Source organism: Streptomyces sp. NPDC058289 (assembly GCF_042880975.1).
GTDB lineage: Bacteria > Actinomycetota > Actinomycetes > Streptomycetales > Streptomycetaceae > Streptomyces > Streptomyces stoeckheimensis.
In genome coordinates this window covers 84,420-109,913 of the sequence record NZ_JBHVYI010000005.1, presented here as the reverse complement: position 1 = coordinate 109,913, position 25,494 = coordinate 84,420, and the positions used below count along the sequence as shown (strand labels likewise).

The following is a 25,494-nucleotide window of genomic DNA, read 5'->3' as shown; positions in this document are numbered from 1 at the left end:
ACTGGTGGGGGGTGGTGGTGGGGGACCCCCGCTTCCCCATCTGCATCTTGCACCTGCGCTTCTCGGAGCGCCCCGGGGTGGAGCCCCCGCGGGGGGGGGGGGGCCCCCGCCGCATCGACCGCTACGACGTCACCGTCGTCGTGCAACACCTCCGCGAGGGCATCGCCGAGGTCCTGCACAGGGCCGGCATCGCACCCGAGCGGCTCCTGGGCGTCGGCATCGGCGTTCCCGGCATCGTCGCGCGGACCGCGGGTGGCGCCGTCGTCCACGGTCAGACCATCGGCTGGGACGCGGTTCCCCTGGAGCGGATGCTGCGCGACTCCCACCTGCTGCCCGAAACCGTCCCGTACTACATCGACAACGGGGCCAAGACCCTCGGCCAGGCCGAAATGTGGTTCGGCGCCGGACGCGGGGCGCACAACGCCGTCGTCGTGCTCTTCGGCTCCGGAGTCGGCGCCTGCGTGGTCAGCGACGACACGCGGACCGGACGCGCCATCGAGTGGGGCCACCTGACCGTGCGCGTCCGCGGACGCCGCTGCCGCTGCGGAGCCCAGGGCTGCCTGGAGGCGTACGCGGGGGCCGAGGCCCTCCTGGAACGCTGGGCCGAGGCAGGCGGACGCCCGCCGGCCGACGCCGACGAGGAGACCGCCCTGACCGCGATGCTCGCCGCCGCCTACCCCGAGCCGGGCCCCGACGGAGCCGCTCCCCGGGCCGACACGACCGCCCTGGCCGTCCTGGAAGAGACCGCCGAATACCTCGGCGCGGGATTCTCCGACCTGATCAACCTCTTCCAGCCCGAACGCATCCTCGTCGGCGGCTGGGCCGGCCTGCAGCTCGGCACCCGCTTCCTGGACTCCGTACGGTCCTACGCCACCTCCTACGCCCTGTCGTACCCGGCCGCCAACGTCCGCATCGACCTGGGAACCTTCGGCCCCGACGCCGTCACCGTCGGCGCGGGAATCCTGCCCCTCGCCGACTTCTTCGCCCGCGGCGGACACCGCACGGAACCCGAACGCGAGGAGCCGCTCCCGGCCTGGCGGACCACGCTCCAGGAGCGGGCGGCACACTGACCCCCCGGCCCACCCCGCAGCCTGCGAGGTGGGCCGACCGGCACCCGGGCGCCATCGCTCCGGAACCGGGCGCTACCGCTCCAGAGGGGCGAGCCCGTCCCCGGCCGGAGACACCCGTCGCCCCGCATGGTCGAAGACGTACAGCTGCGCGAGATCGACCAGGAGCGGGATCTGCGCCCCCACCCGCACCCGGACGTGCGGTCCCGTGCGCACCACGAGGTCGCTGCGCACCGCCCCCAGCCGTTCCGCGGCGACGCCCGCGTCGGGCCCCCGGGGAGATTCCGGCGGCGCGTCCAGGACCGCCACCGAGCCGGACAGCCGTTCCACGGCCCGGGCCCTGAGCCGGCCCAAGCCGCTCTGCTGCCGCCTGAGGCTGCGCCCGGGAGCGGCGGCCGGCCGCCGCGCCGACTCCAGATCCGCCACCACCGCGGGGCGCGAGCCCGTGTCCACGTGGACCAGCGCCTCGTGCCCCTGGTACTCGACGTGCTCGACGATGCCCGTCATCGCCACCTCGCCCGGCCGTGCCTGGCTCGGCGGTGCGATCCGGACCGCCTCCGACCGCAAGCCGACGATGACCGGACGCCCCTGCTGGATCCGGAGCAACTGGTGATCGGGGCTGAGGGGTTGGGGAAGGGCGAGCCGGTGGCGTCCCAGATCGATCCACATGCCCGCGCCCAGCGGTGCGTGGACGACGGCTTGGAGCAGGCTGATGCGGGGTGTTCCGATGAACGCCGCGACGAAGACGTTCGCCGGCAGGGCGTAGGTGTCCCGTGGTGAGCTGACCTGCTGGAGGACGCCGCCCCGCATGACCGCCACGCGGTGCCCGAGCGACATGGCCTCGGACTGGTCGTGCGTGACGTAGACCGTGGTGACGCCGAGTTCGGCGGTCAGCCGGGCGATCTCGGCCCGCAGGTGGCCGCGGAGCTTCGAGTCCAGGCTGGAGAGCGGCTCGTCCATCAGGAACACCGACGGCTTGCGGGAGATGGCCCGGCCCATCGCCACCCGCTGGCGTTCGCCGCCGGAGAGCTGTCCGGGGAAGCGGTCGAGGAGGTCTTCGATGCCCAGCATCCGGGCCGTGGCCTCCACCTGCGGCTCGTGATCCCCGCGGGGGTCGCGCAGCTTCAGCGGGAATCCGATGTTGGCGCGGCCCGTCATGTTCGGGTACAGCGCGAAGCTCTGGAACACCATCGCGATGTCCCGCTCGCTCGGCGGCATGTGGTTGGCGTACTCGCCGTCGAGGAACAGTGCGCCCTCGGTGATGTCCTCCAGTCCCGCGATCATCCGCAGGACGGTGGACTTGCCGCAGCCCGAAGGCCCCAGCAGAACCAGGAACTCGCCCGGCTCGACGGTGAGGGAGACGCGCTCGACGGCGAGCGAGCCCCGCCCGTATCTCTTGCTGACATCGCGCAACGCGATGGAACGACTCATAGCGATCCGCCCGGAGCTGGGAAGGGGAGTGAGAGGGGGGTGGGGGAGTTGAGGTCAGAAGCTAGCGGAGGCCACCCCCGCGAGGGAACGCCTTGGCGCAACATCCGGGAATCGAGCCCCGGTCGACCTCGGCGGCCCGCCCGCCCCGCGACACCGGTACGGCGGCCCATGGGGCTCGCCCGGGAAACTCGCCTTCCCCGGAGGGGAGTTGATCGCCCGGTTCCTTGACCTCGGCCGAGAACGCGCGTTAGGTTCCCGCAGAGGGAGAGCGCTCTCCCGTGGCGGACCGGGCGCCCGAAGCCCCCGGCCGGCGAACGGGCCGCGAGGTACGCGACCAGCTGCCGCCCCACCTGTCGCCGAGGACCACGCACCGCTCACCGACCGGAGGTCACGTGCGATGAAGCGGACACTGACCGACGAGCAGATCGCCCGCGCGATCGCGCACGCCCGGGGACCGGACACCCGGGTGCTCGGCAGCCGGGAGCTGGCGGGCGGCACCTTCAACTCCGTCCACCTGCTCACCCTGGACCGGGGCGCGGGAACGGAGTCGGCCGTGCTCAAGGTCGCGCCACCCGCGGGCACGCCCCTCATGACCTACGAGCACGCGCTGATGCGCACGGAAGCGGAGTTCTACCGGCGTGCCTCGGCGGTGCCCGCACTTCCGGTGCCGGGCGTCGTGGCGACCGGCTTCGGCCGGAGCGCGATCGACGGCGACTACCTCCTGATGACCCACCTGGAGGGCGAACCCTGGGAGCGGCTGCGCCCCGGGATCGGCGCCGAGGACCAGGCCAGGCTCCGCACCGACCTCGGGCGCCTCGTCCGAGGCCTCCACCGGCTGCGGGGTTCCGCGTTCGGCTATCCGTACGCGCATCCGCCGGCCGGCGCCGCCGCGAGCTGGCGGACCGCCTTCGAGGGCATGCTGGCCGACGTCTGCGCGGACGCCCGCCGCTTCCGGCCCGCACTGCCCGTCGACCTCGACGAGGTCCTCGCCCTCGTCCGTGCCCGGGGCCGGCTCCTCGACCAGGTGACCGACCCCTCACTCGTCCACTTCGACCTGTGGGAGGGCAACATCCTGCTCGCCGAGCGGGACGGACGCCTGGAGATCACCGGGATCCTCGACGGCGAACGGTCCTTCTGGGGCGATCCGCTCGCCGACCTCGTATCCACCGCGCTCTTCGACGACATCACCCGGGACCCGGCCTTCCTGGCCGGCTACCGCCCCGCACCCCTCACGCCCGACGAGCGCCGACGGATCGCGATGTACCGCGCCTACCTGGCCCTGATCGTCCTGATCGAAGGCGTCCCCCGCGGCTACGACCCGCAGGCGCGGGCGCCCCTCACCACCCTGGCCACCACCGACCTGCGGACGGCCCTCGACCTCCTGCGGTAGGACGCCGCGCCGTCAGCGGTCGGTCTCCACCGCCACGGCGGCGGTGAAGCCCGGGGGGACGGCCACGTTCGTCAGGGACCAGCCGGACAGGCCGCTCGTCGGGGTGTCGCCGGCGCCCACGTAGTCGAGGGCGAGGCCCCGGGCGAGACCTATGCCCAGGCCCTTGAGGTACGCCTCCTTGCGGACCCAGACGCGGCCGAAGGCCGCGGGCCGCTCTTCCGGGGCCAGGGCCTTCAGCTCCGCGGCCTCCCGCGGGTGCAGCTGCCCGGCCAGGTCGGCCACGGCCGATGCCGAGGGCAGCGTCTCCACGTCGGCGCCCACCGGCGCCCGGCCCACCGCGATCAGTGCGAGCCGGTCGCTGTGCGACAGGGAGAAGTGGACCGGTCCGTCCTCGGACACCGGACGTCCGTGGGGGCCGTCGCACGAGGGGCACGGGGCGCGGGTGATCCGTACCCGGCCCGGGGCCAGGTCCAGCCAGGCCCCGAGCAGCACCCGCAGCGCCACGTGGGAGGTGACGTAGCGGCGCCGGTCCTCCTTGCGCTTGAAGGAGGCCGCCCGCTCCTGCTCGGCCGGGTCCAGGGTCTCCGGAGCCAGCCGGGCCGCCGCGCCCTCGCGGTCGTCGGTGTCGACCAGCCACACGGCTGTCGACCCGTCGGACGGTGCCTGCGCGGCGGGCGGGAGCTCCGCACCGATCGTGAGGACATGGGGCGTGAGCACGATCGGTGTTCTCCTAGGTCCGGCGCCGGCCGTCGGCAGGCTTCCTCTCAGTGTGCCTCTCAGTGTGCCGCGTTCTTCACGAGGGTGGCGATCATCTCCTCGTTCGCGGCCGTCAGCTGCGTCAGGGCGTAGGAGGTCGGCCACATGGAGCCCTCGTCGAGGTGGGCCTGGTCGCTGAAGCCGAGCGTCGCGTAGCGGGCCTTGAACTTCTCCGCGCTCTGGAAGAAACAGACCACCTTGCCGTCCCGGGCGTACGCCGGCATCCCGTACCAGAGCTTCGGTGCGAGGCCGGGCGCGCTCGCCTTGACGATCGCGTGGACCCGCTCCGCCATGACCCGGTCGGAGTCCTGCATCTCGGCGATCTTCGCGACCACGGAGGCCTCCTCCTCCGCCGCCTTGTCGGCGCGGGATCCGCGGCGTGCGGACGCCTTCAGCTCCTTGGCGTGCTCCTTCATCGCGGCGCGTTCCTCGTCGGTGAACCCTTCGAACGTGCTCTTCGCGGGTCGGTCGGTGTTCGTCATGGCGGTCTTCCTCACGGGAGTCGGGGTGATGGGCCGGATCTGGATCGTCGGCTTAGGAAGCGGGGCGGTCCGCTCCCGTCGTCACCACGCGCCGGCGATCTGCCGGGTCGTGGCGTTGAGCCGGTTGAACAGGTTCGTGACGCCGATCATCAGGACGAGCGCGGCGAGCTGCTTCTCGTCGAAGTAGGTGGCGGCCGTGTCCCAGACCTCGTCGCTCACCGCGTCGGGACGGTCGGCCAGCCGGGTCGCGGCCTCGGCCAGCAGCAGGGCCGCCCGCTCCTCCTCGGTGAAGTACGGGGTCTCGCGCCAGACGGCGACCGTGGCCAGCCGCTCCTCGCTCACCCCGGCCTTGCGGGCCGCCTTGGCGCCGCTGTCGACACAGGAGCTGCACGCGTTGATCTGGCTCACCCGCAGGTGGACCAGCTCCAGCGTCTGCCCGTCCACTCCACCGGAGTGGACGGCCTTGAAGATCTCCTGGATGGGCTGCATCGCGCCGGACAGGACGACGGCGGGGTTCTGCATGCGGGACTGCATCTCGGTGTGCTCCTCTACTGGTCTTGCGGTCCTCCGGGGTTCCGGGTTTCCGGTGCCCCCCTCGGGGTGTGACTCCATAACAGCCGCAGCGACCCGTCGCGGCGATGACGGTGGGACACCCTGGGACAGGCGGAACATCCTTGACCAGCGGATACGCGGCCCCGGATAATTCGGGCGCGGCGGGACAGGGATACGGGGGGAACCGTGGACATGGAACGGCGGACGGCCGGGGCCGACCCGCAGGGCGAGCTGGCCGCACGGCTGCGGCTGCTCCAGGAGCTTTCCGGGCTCGGTGTACGGGCCCTCGCGAAGGAGGCGGGACTGAGCTCCTCCTCGCTCTCGCGCTACCTCAGCGGCCAGACCGCGCCACCCTGGTCCGCGGTGGTCGCCCTCTGCCGGCTGGTCAAACGCGATCCCCGCCCGCTGCGACCCCTCTGGGAGCTCGGGTCCGCCAACCCGCTGCCGGCGCCCCCGAAGGCCGGCCGCCAGGTCCAGCCGCGGCCCCGCAACGATCTACCGCGCGACGTCCCCGACTTCACCGGACGCGAGAGCCAACTCGCCGCCGTGCTCGCCGCGGTGGAGAGCCACCGGGGTGTAGCCGTCGACGGCATGGCGGGCGTGGGCAAGACCTGCCTGACGGTGCACGCCGCACACCGGCTCGCCGCCGACTACCCGGACGCCCAGCTCTACGTGGACCTGCACGGATTCACCGAGGGCCGGGACCCCCTCGATCCCGACTCGGCGCTGCGGATGCTGCTCGGGGCGCTCGACGTGCCGTCCGAGAGGGTCCCGCAGGAGGGCCTCGAACAGCTGGCGGCCTGCTGGCGCGCGGAGCTGGCGGGCCGGCGCGCCCTCGTGGTCGTCGACAACGCGGCCGACGCGGAGCAGGTCCGCCCGCTGCTGCCCGGCGCCGGCGACTCCGTCGTCCTGATCACGAGCCGCAACCGGCTGCTCGGCCTGGACGAAGTGCCCCCGGTCTCGCTCGACGTGCTCAGCCCGCGGGAGAGCGCGGAGCTGCTCGCCCGGGCCAGCGGAGACCCGGGCGGCCCCGAAGGCCGCCTCGCCCGCGAACCGGAGTCCGCCGCCGAGGTGCTGCGGCTCTGCGGCCACCTGCCGCTGGCCCTGCGGCTGGCCGCGGCCCGGTTGCGGCACCGGCCCGGCTGGACGGTGGGCATCCTCGTCGAGCGGCTGGCGGAGGGCGCGAGCGAGTTCGACACCGCCTTCGCCATGTCCGTACGGCAACTGGACCGGGCCCAGGGCCGGTTGTTCCGGATGCTGGGCCTGCTGCCCGGCGGATCCTTCGACGCGTACGCGGCTGCGGCCCTGGCGGACGTACCGCTGCGCGCCGCCCGGGAGATGCTGGAGGACCTGGTCGACGCGCACCTGGTCCAGCAGCCGACGGCGGGCCGCTACCGGCTGCACGACCTGGTGCACCAGCACGCGCGCGGCGCCTGTGCGCAGCAGGACTCCCCGGCCGAGCGGGAGCGTGCGCTGGGCCGCTTCCTCGACTACTTCGTGCACGCGGCGGCCGCGGCCGACGCCGCGATGCCGGTCCTCTCGCCGGGACGGCTGCCCTCCGCGGGCCGCCCCCCGGCCGAACTGCCGCGGTTCGCCGACAAGCACGCGGCCTGCGCCTGGCTCACCTCGGAGTACGAGACGATGATCGCCGCTTTCGAGACGGCGGTCGCCGTCGGGGCGGACACGCACGTGTGCGAACTGCCGCGCTTCCTGCGGGCGTACTTCGCACGGCGCTGCGGCACGACCCACCTCAACCACCTCTTCGAACGCTCGCTGGCCGCTGCCGAACGCCTGGGAGATCCGCTGCGCCTGGCCGAGGCCTACAGCGACCTGGGCTTCGCGCGCTACAACGCGGGCCGGATGGCCGAGGCCGCAACGGCGTACGAGGCCGCCGGAGTACGGGTGGCACAGGTGGGGGACGCCCGCTCGGAAGCCGAACTGGCCCTGCGCCGCGGCTACCTGAGCTGGGACCGGGGGAGCGCCGAGGAGCCGCTCGAACTGTTCCGGCTGGCCGGGAAGCTGTACGGGGAAGCCGGCCTCCCGGCGGGCGCGGCCCACGCGGCCGCCTCGGAGGCCTGGGCGCTGCTCCAGCTGGGCGACCGCGAGGAGGCGGCGCGACGGGCCCGGGAGGTGCTGGAGGTGTCCCACCCGGACCCCGCGTGGCCGCCCACCCTGACGGCCCTCATCACCCTCGGCGTGGCCATCGCCGCGGAGTCGCCCGAGGAGGCCTCGGAGCACCTGCACCGGGCGCTGGCCCTGGCCCGCGAGGACGGGCACGTGAACAACGAGGCGTGGTCCCTCAACTGCCTGGCCGTCGGGCTGCGCCGGATGGGCCGGTACGAGGAGGCGCTGGCCAGCCACCGGGAGGCGTTCGCCCTGCTGGACGAGCTGTTCGAGGAGCACTGGAAGGTCCGCTTCCTGGGCGCCTACGCCGAGACCTGCCGGCTCGCGGGACTGCCCGGGGAAGCCCTGAGCCTGCACCGGCAGACGCTGGAGCTGGCCCCCGGGCTCGGGTACCGGCACGAGGAGGCGTTGGCCCACGAGGGGATCGCGGTCCTGCTGGAGGACACGGATCCGGTCGCGGCCGCCGAGCACCGCGCGGCGGGGCTGTCGCTCCTGGAGGACCTCGGCGCCGGGGCGCGCTGAGCGGATCGCCGCGATGCTGTTGCAGGACTCCGACCGGTCCTGACAGCCTGTCCCCGAGCCGGCCCGACCAGGGGCCGGCCGGACCCGGGGGGACCAGTATGAACATCAGAGCCGCCGCCATAGCCGCCACCGCCGCCTTCGCCCTGGCCGGGCTGGGTGCGGGCCCGGCCTTCGCGGACAACCACAGCAGCGTCGCGCCGCAGGGACTGAACGGGGCGTCCCGGGAGCAGGGCGCGCAGTACGTACAGGGCGAGCAGGGCCCGCAGTACCTCCAGGACGGTGCGTACGAGCACTGATCCCGCAGCGCGCGGTGGTCGGTGACCTCGCCGCCGACCAGCCCGGGCCGGGCTACGGAGTCTCCGGCCCCCAGCCGTTGGGGCAGGGGGCCGGGGCCTGCGGGGTTTCCGGCGCGGGGCCGTAGGCGTAGGCCACGAAGTCCTTGAGCTCCGGGCCCCAGTAGGGCCACGCGTGGTCGCCCGCGCCCCGGCAGTAGCGGTGGGTGACCGCGCGGTCCTTCAGGTCCTGGTGGAGCGCCGCGGTCATCGCGCCGATCTCCTTCTCGCCCGTACCGCCCGTGCCGCCCGCGTACAGGGCCATCTTCCCGCCGTACGAGGCGTACTTGCCGTCGAGCGCCAGGTTGACCGGGTTCTGCTCGGGCCAGGTGCTCGGCGGGCCGAAGACCGTGGCCATCCGGTACGGGGTGTCGCCGGTCACCCGGAACTTCCCGTCGAACAGGCCCGTCCACAGGATCGAAGCCCCCACCTGCCAGGTGGAGTTGGTGATGATGCTCTGCGCGCCCGGGTCGTAGATGTCCGTGCCGGGCGAGAAGGCGCCGACGGCGGAGAACAGCTCCGGGTGGCGGCCGGCGTAGCGCAGGGCCCCGTAACCGCCCATCGAGACGCCCGCGACCGCGCGCCCGGAGGCCGCCCGCACGGTGTTGAAGTTGGCGTCGATCCACGGGACCAGCTGCTGGACGTGGAAGGTCTCCCACTGCGGGGCGAAGAAGCCGTCCGTGTGCCCGGGCCAGTCGCTGTACCAGCCGCCCTTGCCGCCCTCCGGCATCACGACGATGCCCTTGAAGGCGGAGCCCTTCAGGTTCGCCGTGACATTGCCCTCGTCGGTCTTCGACCACTGCTCCACGTCGCCCGTGCCGCCGTGCAGCAGGTACAGCACGGGGTAGGGGTGCGCCGGGTCCCGCTGGTAGTCCTCCGGCAGCAGGATGCGTACCCGCACCGGCACCTGGACCGGATCGATCGAGGGGGTGCCGCCGTGCGCGGCGAAGACCGCGGCGGAGGTCACGGAGGCGTCGCCCATGCGGTCGCTCTGTCCCGCGGCCACCGACCAGGTCCGCAGGGTCAGCCCGGCGGCATTCGGCGCGGGCAGCGAGGGCAGGACGGACGCGGCGCCCACGGGGGCGGCGGGCGCGGTGACCACGAGCGCGGCCGCGGCGGTGGCGGCGGTCGCGAGCAGGGCTGCGGCGCGGCGGAGGGGGCGGAGGGGGCGGAAGGGGCGAGAAGGGCGGGAGGGGCGGGAGGAGCGGGCGGGGCGGCGCATGAAGGGCTCCCAGACGGTGGTGTGGGGGAGGGAGAGGGCCGGGCCCGGCCGGTGTAGCACGGGTGGCCGGATCCCACCAGGAGGCGGACCGGGTTCCGGTCCTCGCTGCCCGGTCCTCACCGCCCGGTCTTCACCCACCGGTCGTCATGGCCCGCTCCGCTCCGCACCGCCCGCCCGGCGGCGCGTTCATCCGCGGTCCATCCGGGGTCCCGCCGCCCGCCGGGTCCGGCGGTGGGGTTTGTCAGCCGGGCGTGCTTTGCTGGAGGCATGATCGATGAATTCCTCGCCCGGAACCTGTCCGACGTCGACGAAGCCGTTCGCAAAGCGGCGGCGATCGAGATCATGCCGAGGTTCCGCCGGCTCGCGGACCACGAGGTGGACCAGAAGAGCGGCCCGCACGACCTGGTGACCGACGCCGACCGCAAGGCGGAGGAGTACCTCACGGCGGCCCTGACCCGGCTGCTGCCCGGCTCGGCCGTGGTCGGCGAGGAAGCGGTGCACGCCGATCCCACGGTCTACGAGGCGCTGCGCGCCGACGCCCCGGTGTGGATCGTGGACCCCGTCGACGGGACCCGGCAGTTCGTGCACGGCGAGCCGGAGTTCTGCACCCTGGTCGCCCTCGCGCACCGCGGAGAGCTCCTCGCCTCCTGGACCTTCGCCCCGGCGCTGGAGGAGATGTCCACCGCCGTGCGCGGACAGGGCGCCTACGTCAACGGCGAGCGGATCCTGAGCGGTTCGCCGGATCCCGGCGCCGAGCTGCGGGTCGCGACCGCTCACCCGCTGTACACCACCGAGGCCGAGCGGCGCGTGCTGGCGCGCCTCGACGTGCCCGGGGTCGCCTCCCGAGCCTGCGGTTCGGCGGGCCTGGAGTACCTGAAGGTGGCCCGGGGAGAGATGGACGGCCTGGCCTTCAACTGGCCCTCGGCCTGGGACCACGCGGCGGGGCTGCTGCTGGTCGCCGAGGCGGGCGGCTCCCAGAGCACCGTCGACGGGGTCCCCTTCCGGGTGGACCGGGACAATGCGCTGCCGTTCGCGGTCGGCCGGGACGAGGCCACGGCCGTACGGATCCGGGAGCTGCTGCGGGGCGAGTGAGACGGCGGTCGGGACCGCGCCCGGCACCAGAGCCGGCAGCACGGCTGAGCCCACGGCCGGGCGCACGGCTGAGCCCGGAGCGAACGGAGTCGGCGCGGATCGCGGAGCCGCCTATGGACAGGCGCAATACCCTGGGGGCGGTGGCGCCGCCGGACGAAGGAGTCGCAAGTGCCGTCGATCCTCGATGCGGTCGTGGTGGGGGCCGGGCCCAACGGGCTGACGGCCGCCGTGGAACTGGCCCGGCGCGGCTTCTCGGTGGCCGTCTTCGAAGCCGCGGACACCGTCGGCGGCGGGGCCCGGACCGAGGAGCTCACCCTCCCCGGCTTCCGGCACGACCCCTGCTCGGCGGTGCACCCGCTCGGCGCCGGCTCCCCGGTCTTCTCCACGATGCCCCTCAAGCAGTACGGGCTGGAGTGGCTGCACGCCCCGCTGCCCATGGCGCACCCCTTCGACGACGGTACGGCGGCCGTGCTCTCCCGCTCCGTCGCGGAGACGGCCGCGTCCTTCGGGCCCCGCGACGCGGGCACGTACCGGCGGCTGGTGGATCCGTTCCTCGGCAAGTGGGACACCCTGGCCCGGGACTTCATGTCGCTGCCGAACACCGCACTGCCCCGTGACCCGCTCACCCTCGCCCGCTTCGGGCTGGCCGGGCTGCCGCCCTCCACCTGGCTGCTGAGCCGCTTCCGCGACGACCGTGCCCGCGCCCTGTTCGCGGGGCTCGTCGCGCACGTCATCGCCCCGCTCGGCGGGATCGGGACCAGCGCCGTCGGCCTGGTCTTCGCCCTCGCCGCGCACGCGAACGGCTGGCCGATGCCGCGCGGCGGGTCGCAGTCGATCTCCGACGCCCTCGCCGGGTACCTGCGCGACCTCGGCGGGACCGTCCACACGGGGTTCGAGGTCAAGCGGCTCGACGACCTCCCGCCGGCCCGGGCGTACGTCTTCGACACCTCCCCGACCGCGCTGGCCCGCATCGCGCGCCTGGGCCGGGTCTACGACGGCTACCGCTACGGCGCCTCCGTGTTCAAGCTGGACTACGCCCTGGACGGCCCCGTCCCCTGGACCGCCGAGGAGCCGCGCCGGGCCGGCACCGTACAGATCGGTCCGCGCACCCGAGACATCGACGCGGCCCTGCAACTGGCCTCCGGCGGGCGGGTCCCGCGCACCCCGTTCCTCATCGCCGCACAGCCCAGCCTGGTCGACCCCGGCCGGGCGCCCGAGGGAAAGCACACCTTCTGGGTGTACGGGCACGTCCCGGCGGGCTGGAACGGCGACCTCACCGAAGCCGTCGAGCGTCAACTGGAGCGCTTCGCACCCGGGTTCCGCGACCTGGTGCTCGCCCGCGCCACGGCGGGCCCGCCGCAGCTCGCCGCCCGCAACCCGAACTACGTCGGCGGCGACATCGCCTGCGGAGCGGCCTCCGGGCTTCAGCTCCTGCTGCGCCCCAAGCTCACCCTGTCCCCGTACAACACGGCCCACCCGGCCGTGTTCCTGTGCTCCTCGGCCACCCCGCCCGGCCCCGGAGTGCACGGCATGTCGGGCCACAACGCCGCCAAGGCCGTCTGGCGTCACCTCCGCGAGAAGGCCGCCTGAGGGCGCGCTCCACACACGCAGGGGGCTCCCGCCGCGACCAGTCGGGACCGGGCGCAGAAGGCGAGCGAACGCACCCGCGAGGTTGCACGCCGCGGACATGGCCACAGCGAAAAAAGGCGGCGCTAAATATAGGGGGCCAAAAATGCCGGGAAAATCCGTAAAGAATTCCGTCCAGGATTCCGGGGGGCCGCCCTGGTGGCCGGGCTCGGCCGGCGCTGGACGCACTGGTCGAGATCGGGCCGCTTGTCCGAGTCGGCCGACTGCACCACGCTGATCCCGAGTACGAGGGCTACCGGCGAGTCCGGATCGGGCACCGATGAGTTCCCGCGCCGCGCTGGTCCATACGCCGGACACCCGCGAACGGAAGGCTGAGCCATGCGGAAACTGATCTACGGCATGAACCTGACCCTGGACGGCTACATCGCCGCGGCCGGCGACGACATCGGCTGGGGCGGACCGCCGAGCGACGAGCTGTTCCAGTGGTGGCTCGACCACGAGCAGGCGAGTGGCCTGTCGCTGTACGGGCGCAAGCTGTGGGAGACGATGAGCTCCTACTGGCCCACCGGCGATCAGCAGCCGGGCGCCACCCCGGCGGAGATCGAGTTCGCGCGGAACTGGCGGGACACGCCGAAGGTGGTGTTCTCCTCGACGATCGACAAGGTCGACTGGAACACCCGCCTGGTGACCGGCGACGCGATCGCCGAGATCATCCGGCTCAAGGCCGAGGAGGGCGGCCCAATGAACATCGGCGGCGCAACGCTCGCAGGGGCGGCCATGCGCGCCGGGCTGATCGACGAGTACGCGATCGCCACCCATCCGGTCCTGGTGGGCAGCGGCACGCCGTTCTTCACCGCCCTGGACAGCTGGGTGAACCTGAACCTGGTGGAGACGCGGACGCTTCCCGGCGGCGTGGTCCTGACCAGGTACGAGACGAGGCGCTGAGAGGACGCGGATGAGCTGCGCGCGAGTAGCGTGGTCGGTATGGCACCCATGCCGGGCCCGCCCGGCGCCCCTGACGCGCAGCCCGGCGCGGGCTCCCCGGACGCCCGGGCGCTGACCGTGGCCGTCACCCGCCTGCGTCGTGCGCTGCGCGCATCGATCCGTACGGAGTACCCCTGGGAGCAGCTCCCCATGGCCCAGGTGGAACTCCTCCAGGTCTGCGTCGAACATTCCCCGGTCCGCGTCAGCGAACTCGCCGCCCGCCAGCGCCTCGCGCAGTCCACGGTGAGCGGACTCGTCGCCACGATGGTGCTGAACGGGCTGGTGACCCGGGCGGTGGACAGCGAGGACCGGCGCGCCGCCGCCGTCAGCGCCACCGATGCCGGCCGGCTGCGGCTTGCCGCCTGGACCCGCGCCCACGAACGCCGCCTGGAGCACGCGCTGACGGCCCTGCCCGACGCCGACCGCGCGGCGCTCCGCACGGCCCTCACCCGCCTCGCCGAGAGCCTGGAGGAGGCGGACGGCGAAGGCCGGTAGGGGCGGACACGAAGGGGCCCGGGCGGGAAGTCGCTACGGCTTCACGGTCGCCGTGGCGGTGAAGCCGCAGCACTCGAAGGTCTGTACCGGCGCGCCCGAGGTCTGCGTGATCTTCACGCCGTCGAGCTCCGCGTCCGTGTCGACCGCCGACGCGATGACCGCGACACCGTGCACCCCGCCCGTGATCCGGTCCTTCCGGACCGTGAACGAACCGTCCTGGAGGGCGATTCCGACGTACGAGTTCCGCCGGAGGTCGTTGGCGCCGATGGTGAGGCCCGTACCGGCGACGTAGATCCCCACCTGGTTGCCGACGATCCGGTTGTGCTCCACGACGGTGCCCGGCGCGTCGGCGAGGATGCCCGCGTGCTGGAACTCGTTGAAGAAGTCGGGGCCGCACCCCGGGTCGGGTTCCCGGCACTCGTTGTCGCTGACGGTGTTCTTGACGACACGGCCGACCGCGCCCTCCACGAACTCGATGCCGTCGGTCGACAGGGTCGGGTGCCCGGTGACGGTGCTGCGCTCGATGGTGGCGGTGGAACCCTCGTTGAGGACGACCACCCCCGCGCCCTGGTAGCCCGTGATCTTGGTGTCGTGGATGTTCGCCGAACCCGTACCGGTCGGCAGGTCCCCGATGAGGACGGCGTTCGCGCTGTGGAAGCAGCCCGCGGCCGGGGTGTCGGTGATGTGGGTGACGGCGGCGTGGCCGAGGTCGAGCCGCGCACCCCCGAGCACGCGGATGCCGGCGCCGAGCGCGCCGCTGTCGCACGTGCCGGAGCCCGGCCCGCTGACGGCGAGCTTGGACAGCGAGACGGACGCGCCGTTGTGGATCTCGACGATCGAGTTGCCGCCGTCGTCGCCGGGGGTCAGCGTCTGCGGAGCCTGGATCGTCGTCTTCCCGTCGCCCGACCCGGTGATCGACACGTTCTTGCCGATCACCACCTGCTCGCGGTAGACACCCGGCCGGACGGAGATCCGGTCACCGGGGGCGGCGGCGTCGACCGCTGCCTGGATCGTCGGATGGTCCCGCGGGACCACGAGGTCCGCCGACCCGCCTGCCGCCGCCGACGCCGGCACCAGCGGACAGACGGCGATGGCCGTGACGACGCCGAGCCCTAGCCGGGCGGCCGTCCTGATCAAGGGGATTGCCATGGGGTTTCGCTCCCGCGGAGGTGTGCGCACCGCAGATCCGGGGGGTCCCCGGGACCCGTCGGCCGGATGCCCCGGCCGCGCTGCAAACCTAGGGACGGCTGTGATCACAACCCCCTCCCAGCCGTCCGACACGATCCGGTTTCCCCCTGCCGGCCCATCGCCGGGACCTTCCGACGGGCTGGGACGGCGACCTCGCCGAAGCCGTCGAACCCGGTACGGCTCGATAACGGCGGCATGAGCCCCGGATTCCTCCTCGCGGGATGAATCTCTTGACTCGATCCCCATTTGTACATCCGGGGAATCAAAGCGACATCAATTCCCGATGGAACTTCTCCCCGGTGGAACGTGAGTGGTACTTCGGTTAAGCGCCGCTACCACCTTCGATGAAGAAGCTTGCACTGCCGGCTGTTCCGTGGATTGACTGTCGAGCGACGCCACGTTTCGAGCCAAAGCGAGGAGGAATATGAGGCGGATTCGCTTCTATTGCTCGCTCGGCGTTGTTCAGTCAAACCGGTTGAAGAGGGGTTGAGGATGACCGTAGACTTTGATGTGATCATCGTGGGGGGCGGCCCGGGCGGCTCCACCGCCGCTTCCTATCTCGCCAAGGCCGGGCTTTCGGTCGCGGTATTCGAGAGCGAGATATTTCCCCGGCCGCACGTCGGCGAGTCGCTGGTCCCGGCCACCACGCGCGTCCTGCTGGAGACCGGTGCGATGGCGGAGATCGAAGCGGCTGGGTTCCCGAAGAAGTACGGCGCCTCGTGGACGACTCCGGACACGTACAGGAAGGTCCATGCGGCCCCCCTGGCGCTGGATTTCGACGGCTTGGATTTCGACGGCCATGCCGAGGTCGCCTTCGGCGAGCGCGCACAGGAGGGGGTCGACCGGATCTTCACCTACCATGTCGACCGCGGGAAGTTCGACCTCATCCTGCTCAAGAACGCCGAGTCCCTGGGCGCAAAGGTGTTCCAGAACGTCCGCGTGCAGAAGGTCGATTTCGACGACCCGGACAAGGTGACCGTGACCGTCGGCATGGGCCCTCGTTCCGTGGACTTCACCTCGCGCGTCGTGGTCGACGCATCCGGTCGCAGCACGTTTCTCGGCCGGCAGCAGAAGCTGAAGGTGCCGGACCCGCACTTCAACCAGTACGCCATCCACACCTGGTTCGAGGGCCTCGATCGGAAGGCTCTTGCCAAGTCGCCCAAGGAAATCGACCACATCCATGTCCATTTCCTTCCGATCAGCGACACCTGGGTCTGGCAAATACCGATCACGGACACCATCACGAGCATCGGGGTGGTGACGCAGAAGAAGAACTTCGGTAATCTCAACGCGGATCGGGAGGAGTTCTTCTGGGAGTTCGTCAGCTCCCGGCCGGACCTCGCGGAAGAGCTGAAGAAGTGTGAGCGGGTGCGACCGTTCAAGGCGGAGGGCGACTACAGCTATTCGATGGACCAGGTCAGCGGAGACCGGTTCGTCATGGTCGGAGACGCGGCCCGGTTCGTCGATCCCATCTTCTCCAGCGGCGTCGGCATCGCCATGAACACGGCCCGCTTGGCGTGCGAGGACATCGTCGCGGCGTTCAAGGCCGACCGCTACGACGCCGACCAATTCGCCGAGTACGCACGCCTCCAGAAGATCGGAACGCGGAACTGGTACGAGTTCATTTCGATCTACTACCGGCTGAACCTCCTCTTCGGAGTCTTCGTGCAGCACCCGAGGTTCCGACTGGACGTACTGCAGCTCCTCCAGGGAGACATGTACGAGGAGCACCCCAGGGCCCTGACTGCCATGCGCGCGGTCATCAATGAGGTGGAGAGCGACCCGAAGCACGTCTGGCATCCCTTCCTGGGAACCATCCGGGCTTCGGAGCCGAGTTCCGCGGCTCGCTGAGGCCGCCATGACCGGGCGATGACCGCGGACACCGCCGGCGCCGGCCCGTCACGTAAGCAACGAAGCTCCGGTCGATCGGGGCGAGCTTCCCAAGTCGCCCTGAACCACCGGAGCTTCGACGTGTCGTACCCACGACGAGTTGTGAGGAGTTTTCGTGATGACGAGTTGCTCTGCCTCTCTCAGGCGTGATGAGCCGAACGCGCCCGGAGGCCGGCGGTGACCGAGTCCCAGGCCGTCCACCTCTTCTTGGGTCTGGCCGTGATCCTGGGCCTGGCGCGAGCGATGGGGGCGCTGGCGCGCAGATTCGGTCAGCCTGCGGTGATCGGCGAGATCCTCACCGGGGTGCTGTTGGGGCCCACCCTGTTCGGCAGCCAACTCTCCGGCGCCCTCTTCCCCACCGAGGTGCGGCCCCTGCTCAACGCACTCGCCGGCGTGGGTGTCGCGCTCTTCATGTTCGTCGTCGGCAGCGAGCTCGACCTCGGCATCCTGCGAGGCGGGGGACGGGCCACCCTGTGGACATCCCTCTGGTCCACCCTGCTGCCGCTGGTGTTGGGCGCCGCACTGGCGTTGACGCTGGTGTCCTCGCATCACGAAGGATCGTCCCTCGGCTTCGTGTTGTTCTTCTCGGTCGCGATGTCCGTGACGGCGTTTCCCGTCTTGGCGCGGATCATCGCCGACCGGAAATTGGCCAACACCCGGATCGGTGCCACCGCCTTGGCCTGCGCCGCCATCACCGACCTGCTGGCCTGGACCCTGCTCGCCGTGGTGGTGGCCGTCGCCACGGGCGAGCGCTTCGACTGGTGGCTGACCCTGCTGGTGCCGTACGTGGCGCTGATGGTCACCGTCGTCCGCCCGCTGCTCCGTCGGGCGGCCCGCATGGTTTCCGAGGACGAGCAGGGCGGCCGGGCGGGCAACAGGAACTTTCTCGCCCTCGTACTCGGTGGGCTCCTGGTTTCGGCCGCCTTCACCGAATGGCTGGGGCTCCACTACATCTTCGGCGCGTTCCTGTTCGGTGCCGTACTGCCACGGGGAACGGACGGCACGCTCCGGGACGGAGTGCTGCAACGGGTCGAACCGCTGTGCGGTCTGCTCCTGCTCCCCGTGTACTTCGTCCTGTCCGGCCTGAAGGTCGACCTCTCCCGTCTGAACGCATCGGACCTCGGTCAGCTGGCCACCATCCTGGTCGTGGCCGTGACCGGGAAGTTCGTCGGCGCGTACGTCGGTGCCCGCATCGGAGGGCTCGACGGCCGCCACGCGGCTGCGCTCGGCGCCCTGCTGAACACGCGCGGACTCACCGAACTGGTCGTTCTCGGCGTGGGCCTGGAGCTCGGCCTCCTGGACGCGAAGCTGTACTCGCTCATGGTGGTGATGGCGGTGACGACCACCGCGCTCACCGGTCCGCTGCTGAGCCGCATCCTTCCTGCGGCGACGGCAGGAGCCGCCTCCGTCGGAAGCTCGACCCGGCCGGAGCTGCGCACCGTCCCCACGCGGAAGTTCGACGCCACCGAGACGAAATCTCGCTGACCACGCGGCGGGCGCACATATTCCGGCAGCGGCCGTCGAGATGTCGATAACCTGCACCACCTGCGAAGGAAGGGAATCCGATGCCGCGCATCACGCTCGTTCTGGGCGACATCACGGCCGAGGAGGCCGACGCGGTGGTCAACGCCGCGAACTCCTCGCTCCTCGGCGGCGGTGGGGTCGACGGAGCCATCCACCGGCGCGGCGGCCCGGAGATCCTGGCCGCCTGCGAGGACCTGCGCCGCTCCCACTACGGCAAGGGCCTCCCGACGGGCCGGGCCGTCGCCACCACGGCCGGCCGGCTCCCGGCGGAGCACGTGATCCACACGGTCGGCCCGGTCTGGTCGCGCGACGAGGACCGCTCCGAGCTGTTGGCCTCCTGCTACCGGGAGTCGCTGCGGGTCGCCGACGAGCTGGGAGCCCGTAGCGTCGCCTTCCCGGCGATCTCCACCGGCATCTACGGATGGCCCCTGGACGACGGGGCGCGGATCGCGGTGGAGACCGTACGGTCCGTGCGGACCGAGGTGGAGGAGGTGCGGTTCGTGCTGTTCGAGGAGCGTGCCTACGCGGCCTTCGCGGCGGCGATGGATGCCTGACCGGCTCGGGGGAACGGGCGAACGATTGAAAGAATATGTAGATCGGTCTAGTCTGGTGCCATGGGACAGAAGGGTGCCGAGACGCGCGACCGACTGCTGGACGCGACGCAGGAGCTGATCGAGGCCGGGGGCTACTTCGGCGCCGGGCTCAATCAAGTGATCGCGGCCAGTGGCGCGCCCCGCGGCTCGCTCTACTTCCATTTTCCCGGCGGCAAGGACCAGCTCGTCGGCGAATCCGTCCGGCGGGCAGGAGGGATGATCGGTGACGCCCTCGGGGGACTGGCCGGCTCCAGTCCGTCCGTGGCGGAGTTCGTCGACGGGGTGCTGCGGCACCTGGGTGACCGGCTGGAGGAGTCGGGCTGGCGCAAGGGATGTCCGGTGGCCACCGTGGCGCTGGAGATGGCCGCCACCAGCGACCCGCTGCACGAGGTGTGCTCGGAGGTCTACGCCTCCTGGCAGGAGGCCCTGCGCACACAACTGGAGGGCCGTCCGGACGCCGACGACCTCGCCGTCACGATCCTGGCCCTGGTCGAGGGGGCCCTCCTGCTGGCCCGGGCGCACCGCAGCAGGGGGCCGCTGGACAGCGTCTCCCGTCAGATCGGCGCGCTGCTGGCCTGACACGGCCCGCCGTGACCGGCGGGCTTCTTTTTGACCTCAAAATATGTAGACCGATCTATTCGATCGGATCTCTTCAAGGAGTCTCATGGACGCGATCGTCTTCGGCGCGACCGGCTTCATCGGCCGCTCGCTCGTCGCGGAACTTCTCACCCGGGGGCAGCGGGTGGCGGCAGCCGTGCGCAACGACACCCTCACCCCCTGGCTGATCTCCCAGGGCGTCGACACCGGCGGGCTGGACATCGTCGCCGCCGACATCACGCGACCGCTCTCAGGACTGCCCGAGGTGCGCGACGTCTACAACGCCGCCGGCCGCTTCGCCTTCGGCCTCGGCGTGCCGGAGGCGCGGGCGACCAATGTCACCGGGGCGCTCAACGTGCTCGAATGGGCCGCCGAACTGTCGGGGCTGCGGCGGCTGGTGCACATCAGCGGGTACCGGGTGAGCGCGTCCGAAGGCCGGCCCGACTACGCCGGGCTGGGAGCGTACGAGGCGTCGAAGTTCGAAGGTGATCTCGCGGTGCGGGCCCGGGCCCGCGCCCTGGGGGTCCCGTTGACCATCGCCAACCCCAGCACCGTGATCGGGCCGGGCCAGTACATCGGCCTGGCCGCCCTCGTCGAGGACCTGTGGAACGGCCGGCTTCCCGCCCTGCCCGGCGGCCCCGACACCTTCCTGCCGATCGCCACGATCGACTACTTCGTACGGTTCCTGGCGGAGGTCCCCGCGTCGCCCGCGGGCGAGCACTATTGGGTGCTCGACGACAGCACCCCGCTCCTGCCCGAGCTGATCGGGACGATCGCCGACCACACCGGCGTACGGGCACCCCGGCGGACCGTCCCCGCCGGCCTGCTGCGGCGCCTGCCGCGCAAGCTGACCGGCGCCGATCCCGAGACGCTGGCGTTCCTGTCCACCGACCGCTACCCGACGGCCTCCGCCCGCGCCTTCGCGGCGAGCGCCGGCCTGGAGATGCCCCCGGCCGCCGACGCCCTGCGCGGGTGGGCCGACGACCTGGTGGCCGCCCGGTTCGGGGCCGCCTCGCCCTGGCTGAGGCCGTACGGCTTCTCCGAGGTGGCGGGCAGCCGTACCTGGGTGAGCGGAGAGCGGCACCGCCCCGACCACGTCCTCCTGCACGGACTGCCGATGAACGCGGACCTCTGGGCGCCCCTCGCCCCCTTCCTCCCCGGCCCGGTCCTGGCCCCCGACCTGCCCGGCCTGGGCCGCTCGGCCGCTACGGCCCGGCCGGTGGACGCGTGGCTGGCCGATCTACTGGGCCCGGTGCGCACCCGCCCCACGCTGGTCGCGCACTCCCTGGCCTGCGGACCCGCGCTGCGCTTCGCCGTCGAACACCCGGACCGCATCAGCGGCCTCGTGCTCATCTCCCCGGCGTTCCTGCAGGCACCCGCCTCCCGGCTCGCCCGCTCGGGCCTGGCCGCGCCGATGATGCGCCGCATGTCCGCCGCCCGGCTGGCCCGGACGCTCGGTGTCCCCGAGGGGGCGGAGGTGGAGAGCGCCGCGGCGGACCTGCGCCGTAGCGGCGTGGCCCGCCGCGTGGTCGCGGCCCTGCGGACGGACGTCGCCGGACGTCGGCGGTCGCGGGCGCTGCTGGACCGGGTGACCGTCCCGGTCCGGATCGTCGTGGGTTCGGCCGATCCGCTGGTCGAGGCCGTGGACCACCCGGTGGCCGAGATCGACGGGGCCGGGCACCACCCCCAGCTCACCCACCCCGCGCAGGTCGCCCGCCACCTCGCCGCCGTCTCCGCTCCGATCGGCGGATGACCGGCTGGGCCCCGCTGACCGGCTGGGCCCCGCCAGAGGCTGACCGCCGTGATCGGCTCAGGAGGACGGTGCTCGCCTCGATGCGCCCGGGCTGGGCCGCGGGTACGTCCTGGACTGCTTGACGCTGCCGTACGCGAAGCTCGACTCGATCGAGGCGATACCGGGGATGGCGTGGATCCGGTGGCGCACCAGGGCTTCGTAGGCTTCGAGGTCTTCGATGACGACCCGGAGCAGGTAGTCGCTGCTTCCCGCCATCAGGTAGCAGTCCTGGATGTGCTCGATGACCGCGACGTGCTCTTCGAACAGCCTCACCGCTTCCGCGGTGTGGCGTTCGAGGCGGATCCGGACGAACACGGTGACCGGGAGTCCGAAGGCGACCTGGTCGACCATGGCGGTGTAGCCGCGGATGAGGCCCGCTTCCTCCAGGCGCCGAACCCGGCGCAGACAGGGCGACGGGGAGAGCCGGACACGGTCGGCCAGATCCTGGTTGGACAGGCGCCCGTCGGCCTGCAATTCCCTGATGATCTGCAGATCGACTGCGTCCATGGCTACTCCTTGGCAGATTCTGCCCCAAACGTATGTCTGAGAGGCAGAACTGGCAATCGACTGCCCCGCCCGAAGCCCTAGCGTTGCCCTGGAACGGGCCGGACCGGTCCGCTCTCAGAGGCTGGAGCAATTTCCTTGGTCGCGACGAACACCACCCCGGCGACCGCGCCTCCCGACGCGGCGGGCCCGAAGGCCGGACACCCCGGCCGGTTCGGGCTCTCCCCGCAGGCCGAGGGCATGCTGGCCCTCCTGCTGACCGTGGCGATCTGGGCGGCCTTCGCGCTCAGCGCCCGCGCCCTGAGCGCCTCGTCCCTCCTGCCGGCCGACGCGGCCCTGCTGCGGTTCGGCGTCCCCCTCCTCGTCCTGCTCCCGGCCCTGTGGCGGCGGCGCCGCCGCATCGCCGCAGTGCGGCCGGGTGTCGCACTCAAGATCATCTGCGGTGCGGGGGTGCCCTTCTTCCTGGCGGCGATGCACGGCGGCGCGCTGACGTCCGCGGCCTTCGTCGGCTCGATCGTCCCCGGGATGGTCCCGCTGTTCGTCTCCGCCATCATGGTCCGCCGCGGACACGGAGTTCCCCGGGGAACGCAGGCGGCCGGGCTCGCGCTGATCGCGTCCGGTGTGGTCGCCCTCGTCTGGCGCTACGTCGTTCCGGTGGACACGGACGTACTCGCGGGGACCGGCACGCTCCTGGTGGCCAGCGGGCTGTGGGCCCTCTACACGGTGGGACTGCGCGAGGTGGACCTTGATCCCGTCGGATCGATCGGACTGCTCTGCCTGCCCTCCTTCGCCGTGATCGGAGTCCTGGTCCTGACGGGGGTGCTCCCGACGGGCATCGCGCACGCCGCGGGCAGCGACATCGTGCTGTTCCTGGTCGTGCAGGGACTCGGAGTCGGGCTGTGCGCGGGCCTGCTGTACGCCTTCGCCATCCGCAGGCTGGGCGCCGAACGCAGCTCCGTCGTCGGCAGCCTCAGCCCCGTCGCCGTCGTCCTGCTCGCCGTCCCCCTGCTCGGTGAGTCGCCGACCCTCGCCGTGCTCATCGGCGTCCCCCTCATCACCGCAGGCGTCGTCCTCGCCAACCGCCGCCCACGACCCAAGGTGCCCGCAGATGCTTGAGCTCCTCCCGCCGCCGCCCACCGACCCGCTGTGGGACCTGACCTACGAGTTCGGCACCGACGAGCGGCCCGAACGCCTGAACCTGGTCCTCGGCGTCTACCGGGACCAGACGGGAACCACGCCCGTCATGGCCGCCGTGCGCGAGGCCGAGATGCGCCTGGCGGAGCGCTCGGAGTCCAAGGAGTACCGCGGGCTCTCCGGCAACGCGGCCTTCAACCGCTCCCTGCTGGACCTGGTCCTGGGCCCCGGACCGGGCGGACCGGCCGACCGGGCCGCGGCCGTTCAGACCGTCGCGGGCTCCGGCGCACTGCGGCTGCTGGCCGATCTGATCTGGCGGACCCGCCCGGGCACCACGGTGTGGGTCAGCGATCCGGCCTACGTCAACCACCGGCCCATCCTGGAGGCCGCCGGGCTGAAGGTCCGTCCGTACGGCTGGCGCGACGCCGAGGGCGGCTTCGACACGGCAGGCGTGCTGCGCGAACTGCGCCAGGCCCGGCGGGACGACGTCGTCCTGCTCCAGGGGTGCTGTCACAACCCCACGGGTGTGGACCCCCTCCTCGACGACTGGGAGGCGCTGGCCGAGTCTGCCGTCCGCGGCGGCTGGGTGCCCTTCGTCGACCTCGCCTATCACGGGCTCGGCGACGGCCTGGAGGCCGACCTGCTGGCCACGCGGATGCTGGCGGCGCGCGTGCCGGAAATGCTGATCGCGGTCAGCTGCTCCAAGAACTTCGGCCTCTACAGCGACCGCGTCGGCTGCGCGATCGTTCTCGGTGCCTCCGGCCAGGCCGTGCGGCACGCGGAGACGGCCTTGCAGAACGCGGCCCGGACGCTGTACTCGATGCCGCCCGAGCACGGCGCGGCCGTCGTGACCACGATCCTGGAGGACGAGGGCCTACGGGCCGCCTGGCGGGCGGAACTGGACGTCATGCGGGGCCGGATCATGGCCAACCGGGCCGATCTGGTCGCCCACTTGAGCGCGCTGGGCCATGCGGAACGGGCACGGTCGCTGGCACGGCAGAAGGGGATGTTCTCCATGCTGCCGCTCACCCCGCCCCAGATGCTCCGGCTTCGCCGCCAGTACGCCGTCTACGGCACCACCTCGGGGCGGATCAACATCGCGGGAATCCCGGCGGACGGCATTCCCCGCCTCGCGCAGGGGATCGCGGCGGTGCTCGACACGGCCGACGCGCCGCGGGTGATCCTGCCGGCCTAGGCCCAGGCCAGGCCCAGGCCGTCTCCGGGCGGGTGCCGCCGGTCAGTCCTTCGGCGGGGCCAGGCGGGCCACCACGTCGGCCAGGTCCTCGCAGACCTCCTCGATCTTCAGGCGGATGTCGTCCTGCTCCGTGACGAGCGCCGCCAGCAGCAGCGCGGTCAGGGCGGCCGCCCCGTTGAGCGCCTGGAGGTTGACCATGACCTCGAAGAGGGTGTGGCCGGCGAAGGGTCCGGCACGGTCGGTCGCCGCCGTGATCGACAGGACGGACACGAGCAGGGCGCACGGTGCGGCGCCGGGAAGTCGGAAGCGCACCGCGGCCCAGATGAGCAGGGGGAAGACGAGGAAGAGCAGGGACAGGGAGCTGCGGGTGGCCGTGAGGGTGACGGCGCCGACCGTGACCGCCAGAGCCGCCGCCTCGGCCACCCGGTACGGGTCCCGGGGCAGCCGGGCCCGGCGCAGGACCAGCAGCAGCGGGGTCACCAGGAGGACGCCCATCGTGTCGCCGGCCCACCAGGCCGACCACACCGGCCAGAAGCTCGGGAGCGGCAGGTCGCCGGTGAGCACCAGCGTCCAGGTCCCGGTGGTGGAGCTGATCAGCATCGGCAGCAGGCCGCCCAGGAAGACCAGCGCCAGACCGTCCCGCAGCCGGTCCAGTTCGTGGCGGAAGCCCGCCCGGTGCAGCAGCGCGTAGGCGCACAGCGGAGCGAGGGTGTTGCCCGCGACGATTCCGAGATCGACGAGATCGAACGAACTGATCCGCTCGATGGCGAGGTAGGTCCCGAGTGCGATGCCGGGCCAGATCCGAGGCCCGAACCACAGCAGGCAGGCGAGGGCGATGCCGGTGGGCAGCCACAGGGGCGTGACGACCGCACCCTCGACGCTCACGTGCAGCAGCAGGCCGAGCCGACCGGTCGCGTGGTAGGCGACGGCGACCCCGAGGATCCGAAGGAGGGCTTCGGCCGGACGTCGCCATTCCACGGTGCGCACCACTGCATCAGACAACGGCCCGGGCGCCTCGGCAGGGCGTGACACGCGTGGACG

The 25,494-nt window shown here is 72.2% G+C and carries 23 protein-coding genes; 15 read left to right on the top strand and 8 right to left on the bottom strand.

The features are described from left to right. Positions 1 to 1,070, top strand: a 1,070-nt coding sequence (locus ACFVX6_RS03955) for an ROK family protein (RefSeq protein WP_389687655.1), incomplete at its 5' end; no start/stop codon positions are given. A gap of 72 nt (positions 1,071 to 1,142) precedes the next feature. On the opposite strand, the gene ACFVX6_RS03950 is transcribed toward ACFVX6_RS03955, so the two are convergent. Then, positions 1,143 to 2,498, bottom strand: coding sequence for an ABC transporter ATP-binding protein (locus ACFVX6_RS03950; protein ID WP_389687653.1), 1,356 nt, complete (start codon positions 2,496 to 2,498; stop codon positions 1,143 to 1,145). A 397-nt stretch (positions 2,499 to 2,895) separates the two neighbouring features. Between ACFVX6_RS03950 and ACFVX6_RS03945 the strand changes: the two genes are divergently transcribed. After that, positions 2,896 to 3,888, top strand: coding sequence for a phosphotransferase family protein (locus ACFVX6_RS03945; protein ID WP_389687651.1), 993 nt, complete (start codon positions 2,896 to 2,898; stop codon positions 3,886 to 3,888). A gap of 12 nt (positions 3,889 to 3,900) precedes the next feature. Here ACFVX6_RS03945 and ACFVX6_RS03940 read toward each other — a convergent pair whose 3' ends face one another. The 3 genes from ACFVX6_RS03940 to ACFVX6_RS03930 form a co-directional block, all read right to left on the bottom strand. Beyond that, entirely contained in the window at positions 3,901 to 4,605 is a 705-nt protein-coding gene (locus ACFVX6_RS03940) for a 4'-phosphopantetheinyl transferase family protein (protein ID WP_389687649.1), read from the bottom strand. Between the two features lie 59 nt (positions 4,606 to 4,664). After that, the gene (locus tag ACFVX6_RS03935; protein ID WP_389687647.1) at positions 4,665 to 5,126 is read right to left on the bottom strand and encodes an iron chaperone; all 462 of its coding nucleotides are present in this window, start codon (positions 5,124 to 5,126) and stop codon (positions 4,665 to 4,667) included. 81 nt (positions 5,127 to 5,207) lie between these two features. Continuing rightward, positions 5,208 to 5,660 (bottom strand): carboxymuconolactone decarboxylase family protein, encoded by a 453-nt coding sequence (locus ACFVX6_RS03930; protein ID WP_389687645.1) that lies wholly within the window; start codon positions 5,658 to 5,660, stop codon positions 5,208 to 5,210. 210 nt (positions 5,661 to 5,870) lie between these two features. Between ACFVX6_RS03930 and ACFVX6_RS03925 the strand changes: the two genes are divergently transcribed. Both ACFVX6_RS03925 and ACFVX6_RS03920 read left to right on the top strand, forming a co-directional pair. After that, the gene (locus tag ACFVX6_RS03925) at positions 5,871 to 8,324 is read left to right on the top strand and encodes a tetratricopeptide repeat protein (protein ID WP_389687643.1); all 2,454 of its coding nucleotides are present in this window, start codon (positions 5,871 to 5,873) and stop codon (positions 8,322 to 8,324) included. Positions 8,325 to 8,422: 98 nt separating this feature from the next. Continuing rightward, positions 8,423 to 8,620, top strand: a complete 198-nt coding sequence (locus ACFVX6_RS03920) for a hypothetical protein (protein ID WP_389687641.1) — start codon at positions 8,423 to 8,425, stop codon at positions 8,618 to 8,620. A 52-nt stretch (positions 8,621 to 8,672) separates the two neighbouring features. On the opposite strand, the gene ACFVX6_RS03915 is transcribed toward ACFVX6_RS03920, so the two are convergent. Then, positions 8,673 to 9,938, bottom strand: coding sequence for an alpha/beta hydrolase (locus tag ACFVX6_RS03915; RefSeq protein WP_389687639.1), 1,266 nt, complete (start codon positions 9,936 to 9,938; stop codon positions 8,673 to 8,675). A gap of 207 nt (positions 9,939 to 10,145) precedes the next feature. Here ACFVX6_RS03915 and ACFVX6_RS03910 point away from each other — a divergent pair, with 207 nt between their 5' ends. From ACFVX6_RS03910 to ACFVX6_RS03895, 4 genes are all read left to right on the top strand, one after another. Further along, complete coding sequence (locus ACFVX6_RS03910; RefSeq protein WP_389687637.1) at positions 10,146 to 10,970, top strand: inositol monophosphatase family protein; 825 nt, start codon at positions 10,146 to 10,148, stop codon at positions 10,968 to 10,970. Between the two features lie 168 nt (positions 10,971 to 11,138). Further along, positions 11,139 to 12,560 (top strand): phytoene desaturase family protein, encoded by a 1,422-nt coding sequence (locus ACFVX6_RS03905; RefSeq protein ID WP_389687635.1) that lies wholly within the window; start codon positions 11,139 to 11,141, stop codon positions 12,558 to 12,560. Between the two features lie 375 nt (positions 12,561 to 12,935). Further along, entirely contained in the window at positions 12,936 to 13,502 is a 567-nt protein-coding gene (locus ACFVX6_RS03900; RefSeq protein WP_389687633.1) for a dihydrofolate reductase family protein, read from the top strand. 39 nt (positions 13,503 to 13,541) lie between these two features. Continuing rightward, entirely contained in the window at positions 13,542 to 14,036 is a 495-nt protein-coding gene (locus ACFVX6_RS03895) for a MarR family winged helix-turn-helix transcriptional regulator (RefSeq protein WP_389687631.1), read from the top strand. A 33-nt stretch (positions 14,037 to 14,069) separates the two neighbouring features. Here ACFVX6_RS03895 and ACFVX6_RS03890 read toward each other — a convergent pair whose 3' ends face one another. Continuing rightward, complete coding sequence (locus ACFVX6_RS03890) at positions 14,070 to 15,185, bottom strand: nitrous oxide reductase family maturation protein NosD (protein ID WP_389687629.1); 1,116 nt, start codon at positions 15,183 to 15,185, stop codon at positions 14,070 to 14,072. A gap of 417 nt (positions 15,186 to 15,602) precedes the next feature. Here ACFVX6_RS03890 and ACFVX6_RS03885 point away from each other — a divergent pair, with 417 nt between their 5' ends. The 5 genes from ACFVX6_RS03885 (at position 15,603) to ACFVX6_RS03865 (ending at position 21,581) form a co-directional block, all read left to right on the top strand. Beyond that, entirely contained in the window at positions 15,603 to 17,075 is a 1,473-nt protein-coding gene (locus ACFVX6_RS03885; protein WP_389687627.1) for an NAD(P)/FAD-dependent oxidoreductase, read from the top strand. Positions 17,076 to 17,291: 216 nt separating this feature from the next. Then, positions 17,292 to 18,599 (top strand): cation:proton antiporter, encoded by a 1,308-nt coding sequence (locus tag ACFVX6_RS03880; protein WP_389687625.1) that lies wholly within the window; start codon positions 17,292 to 17,294, stop codon positions 18,597 to 18,599. An 80-nt stretch (positions 18,600 to 18,679) separates the two neighbouring features. Beyond that, entirely contained in the window at positions 18,680 to 19,192 is a 513-nt protein-coding gene (locus ACFVX6_RS03875) for an O-acetyl-ADP-ribose deacetylase (RefSeq protein ID WP_389687623.1), read from the top strand. A gap of 60 nt (positions 19,193 to 19,252) precedes the next feature. Beyond that, positions 19,253 to 19,810: a TetR/AcrR family transcriptional regulator gene (locus ACFVX6_RS03870; protein ID WP_389687621.1), complete on the top strand. Its 558-nt coding sequence runs from the start codon at positions 19,253 to 19,255 to the stop codon at positions 19,808 to 19,810. 85 nt (positions 19,811 to 19,895) lie between these two features. Continuing rightward, positions 19,896 to 21,581 (top strand): alpha/beta fold hydrolase, encoded by a 1,686-nt coding sequence (locus ACFVX6_RS03865; RefSeq protein WP_389687620.1) that lies wholly within the window; start codon positions 19,896 to 19,898, stop codon positions 21,579 to 21,581. A 57-nt stretch (positions 21,582 to 21,638) separates the two neighbouring features. On the opposite strand, the gene ACFVX6_RS03860 is transcribed toward ACFVX6_RS03865, so the two are convergent. Then, complete coding sequence (locus tag ACFVX6_RS03860; RefSeq protein WP_389687618.1) at positions 21,639 to 22,127, bottom strand: Lrp/AsnC family transcriptional regulator; 489 nt, start codon at positions 22,125 to 22,127, stop codon at positions 21,639 to 21,641. Positions 22,128 to 22,262: 135 nt separating this feature from the next. On the opposite strand from ACFVX6_RS03860, the gene ACFVX6_RS03855 reads away from it, so the two are divergent. Beyond that, complete coding sequence (locus ACFVX6_RS03855; RefSeq protein ID WP_389687616.1) at positions 22,263 to 23,240, top strand: DMT family transporter; 978 nt, start codon at positions 22,263 to 22,265, stop codon at positions 23,238 to 23,240. Continuing rightward, on the top strand, positions 23,233 to 24,453 hold the full coding sequence (locus ACFVX6_RS03850) for an aromatic amino acid transaminase (RefSeq protein ID WP_389687614.1): 1,221 nt from the start codon (positions 23,233 to 23,235) through the stop codon (positions 24,451 to 24,453). Before ACFVX6_RS03855 ends, ACFVX6_RS03850 begins: the two co-directional genes overlap by 8 nt. Before the next feature lie 42 nt (positions 24,454 to 24,495). On the opposite strand, the gene ACFVX6_RS03845 is transcribed toward ACFVX6_RS03850, so the two are convergent. Next, positions 24,496 to 25,443, bottom strand: a complete 948-nt coding sequence (locus ACFVX6_RS03845; RefSeq protein ID WP_389687752.1) for an MASE1 domain-containing protein — start codon at positions 25,441 to 25,443, stop codon at positions 24,496 to 24,498. Between the last annotated feature and the right edge of the window lie 51 nt (positions 25,444 to 25,494).

Coding starts and splice junctions, on each gene's coding strand:
- ACFVX6_RS03910 (WP_389687637.1), top strand. CDS start 10,146: ATGATCGATGAATTCCTCGCCCGGAACCTGTCCGACGTCGACGAAGCC.
- ACFVX6_RS03850 (WP_389687614.1), top strand. CDS start 23,233: ATGCTTGAGCTCCTCCCGCCGCCGCCCACCGACCCGCTGTGGGACCTG.
- ACFVX6_RS03895 (WP_389687631.1), top strand. CDS start 13,542: ATGGCACCCATGCCGGGCCCGCCCGGCGCCCCTGACGCGCAGCCCGGC.
- ACFVX6_RS03945 (WP_389687651.1), top strand. CDS start 2,896: ATGAAGCGGACACTGACCGACGAGCAGATCGCCCGCGCGATCGCGCAC.
- ACFVX6_RS03950 (WP_389687653.1), bottom strand. CDS start 2,498: ATGAGTCGTTCCATCGCGTTGCGCGATGTCAGCAAGAGATACGGGCGG.
- ACFVX6_RS03865 (WP_389687620.1), top strand. CDS start 19,896: ATGGACGCGATCGTCTTCGGCGCGACCGGCTTCATCGGCCGCTCGCTC.
- ACFVX6_RS03925 (WP_389687643.1), top strand. CDS start 5,871: ATGGAACGGCGGACGGCCGGGGCCGACCCGCAGGGCGAGCTGGCCGCA.
- ACFVX6_RS03900 (WP_389687633.1), top strand. CDS start 12,936: ATGCGGAAACTGATCTACGGCATGAACCTGACCCTGGACGGCTACATC.
- ACFVX6_RS03875 (WP_389687623.1), top strand. CDS start 18,680: ATGCCGCGCATCACGCTCGTTCTGGGCGACATCACGGCCGAGGAGGCC.
- ACFVX6_RS03860 (WP_389687618.1), bottom strand. CDS start 22,127: ATGGACGCAGTCGATCTGCAGATCATCAGGGAATTGCAGGCCGACGGG.
- ACFVX6_RS03870 (WP_389687621.1), top strand. CDS start 19,253: ATGGGACAGAAGGGTGCCGAGACGCGCGACCGACTGCTGGACGCGACG.
- ACFVX6_RS03890 (WP_389687629.1), bottom strand. CDS start 15,185: ATGGCAATCCCCTTGATCAGGACGGCCGCCCGGCTAGGGCTCGGCGTC.
- ACFVX6_RS03935 (WP_389687647.1), bottom strand. CDS start 5,126: ATGACGAACACCGACCGACCCGCGAAGAGCACGTTCGAAGGGTTCACC.
- ACFVX6_RS03930 (WP_389687645.1), bottom strand. CDS start 5,660: ATGCAGTCCCGCATGCAGAACCCCGCCGTCGTCCTGTCCGGCGCGATG.
- ACFVX6_RS03920 (WP_389687641.1), top strand. CDS start 8,423: ATGAACATCAGAGCCGCCGCCATAGCCGCCACCGCCGCCTTCGCCCTG.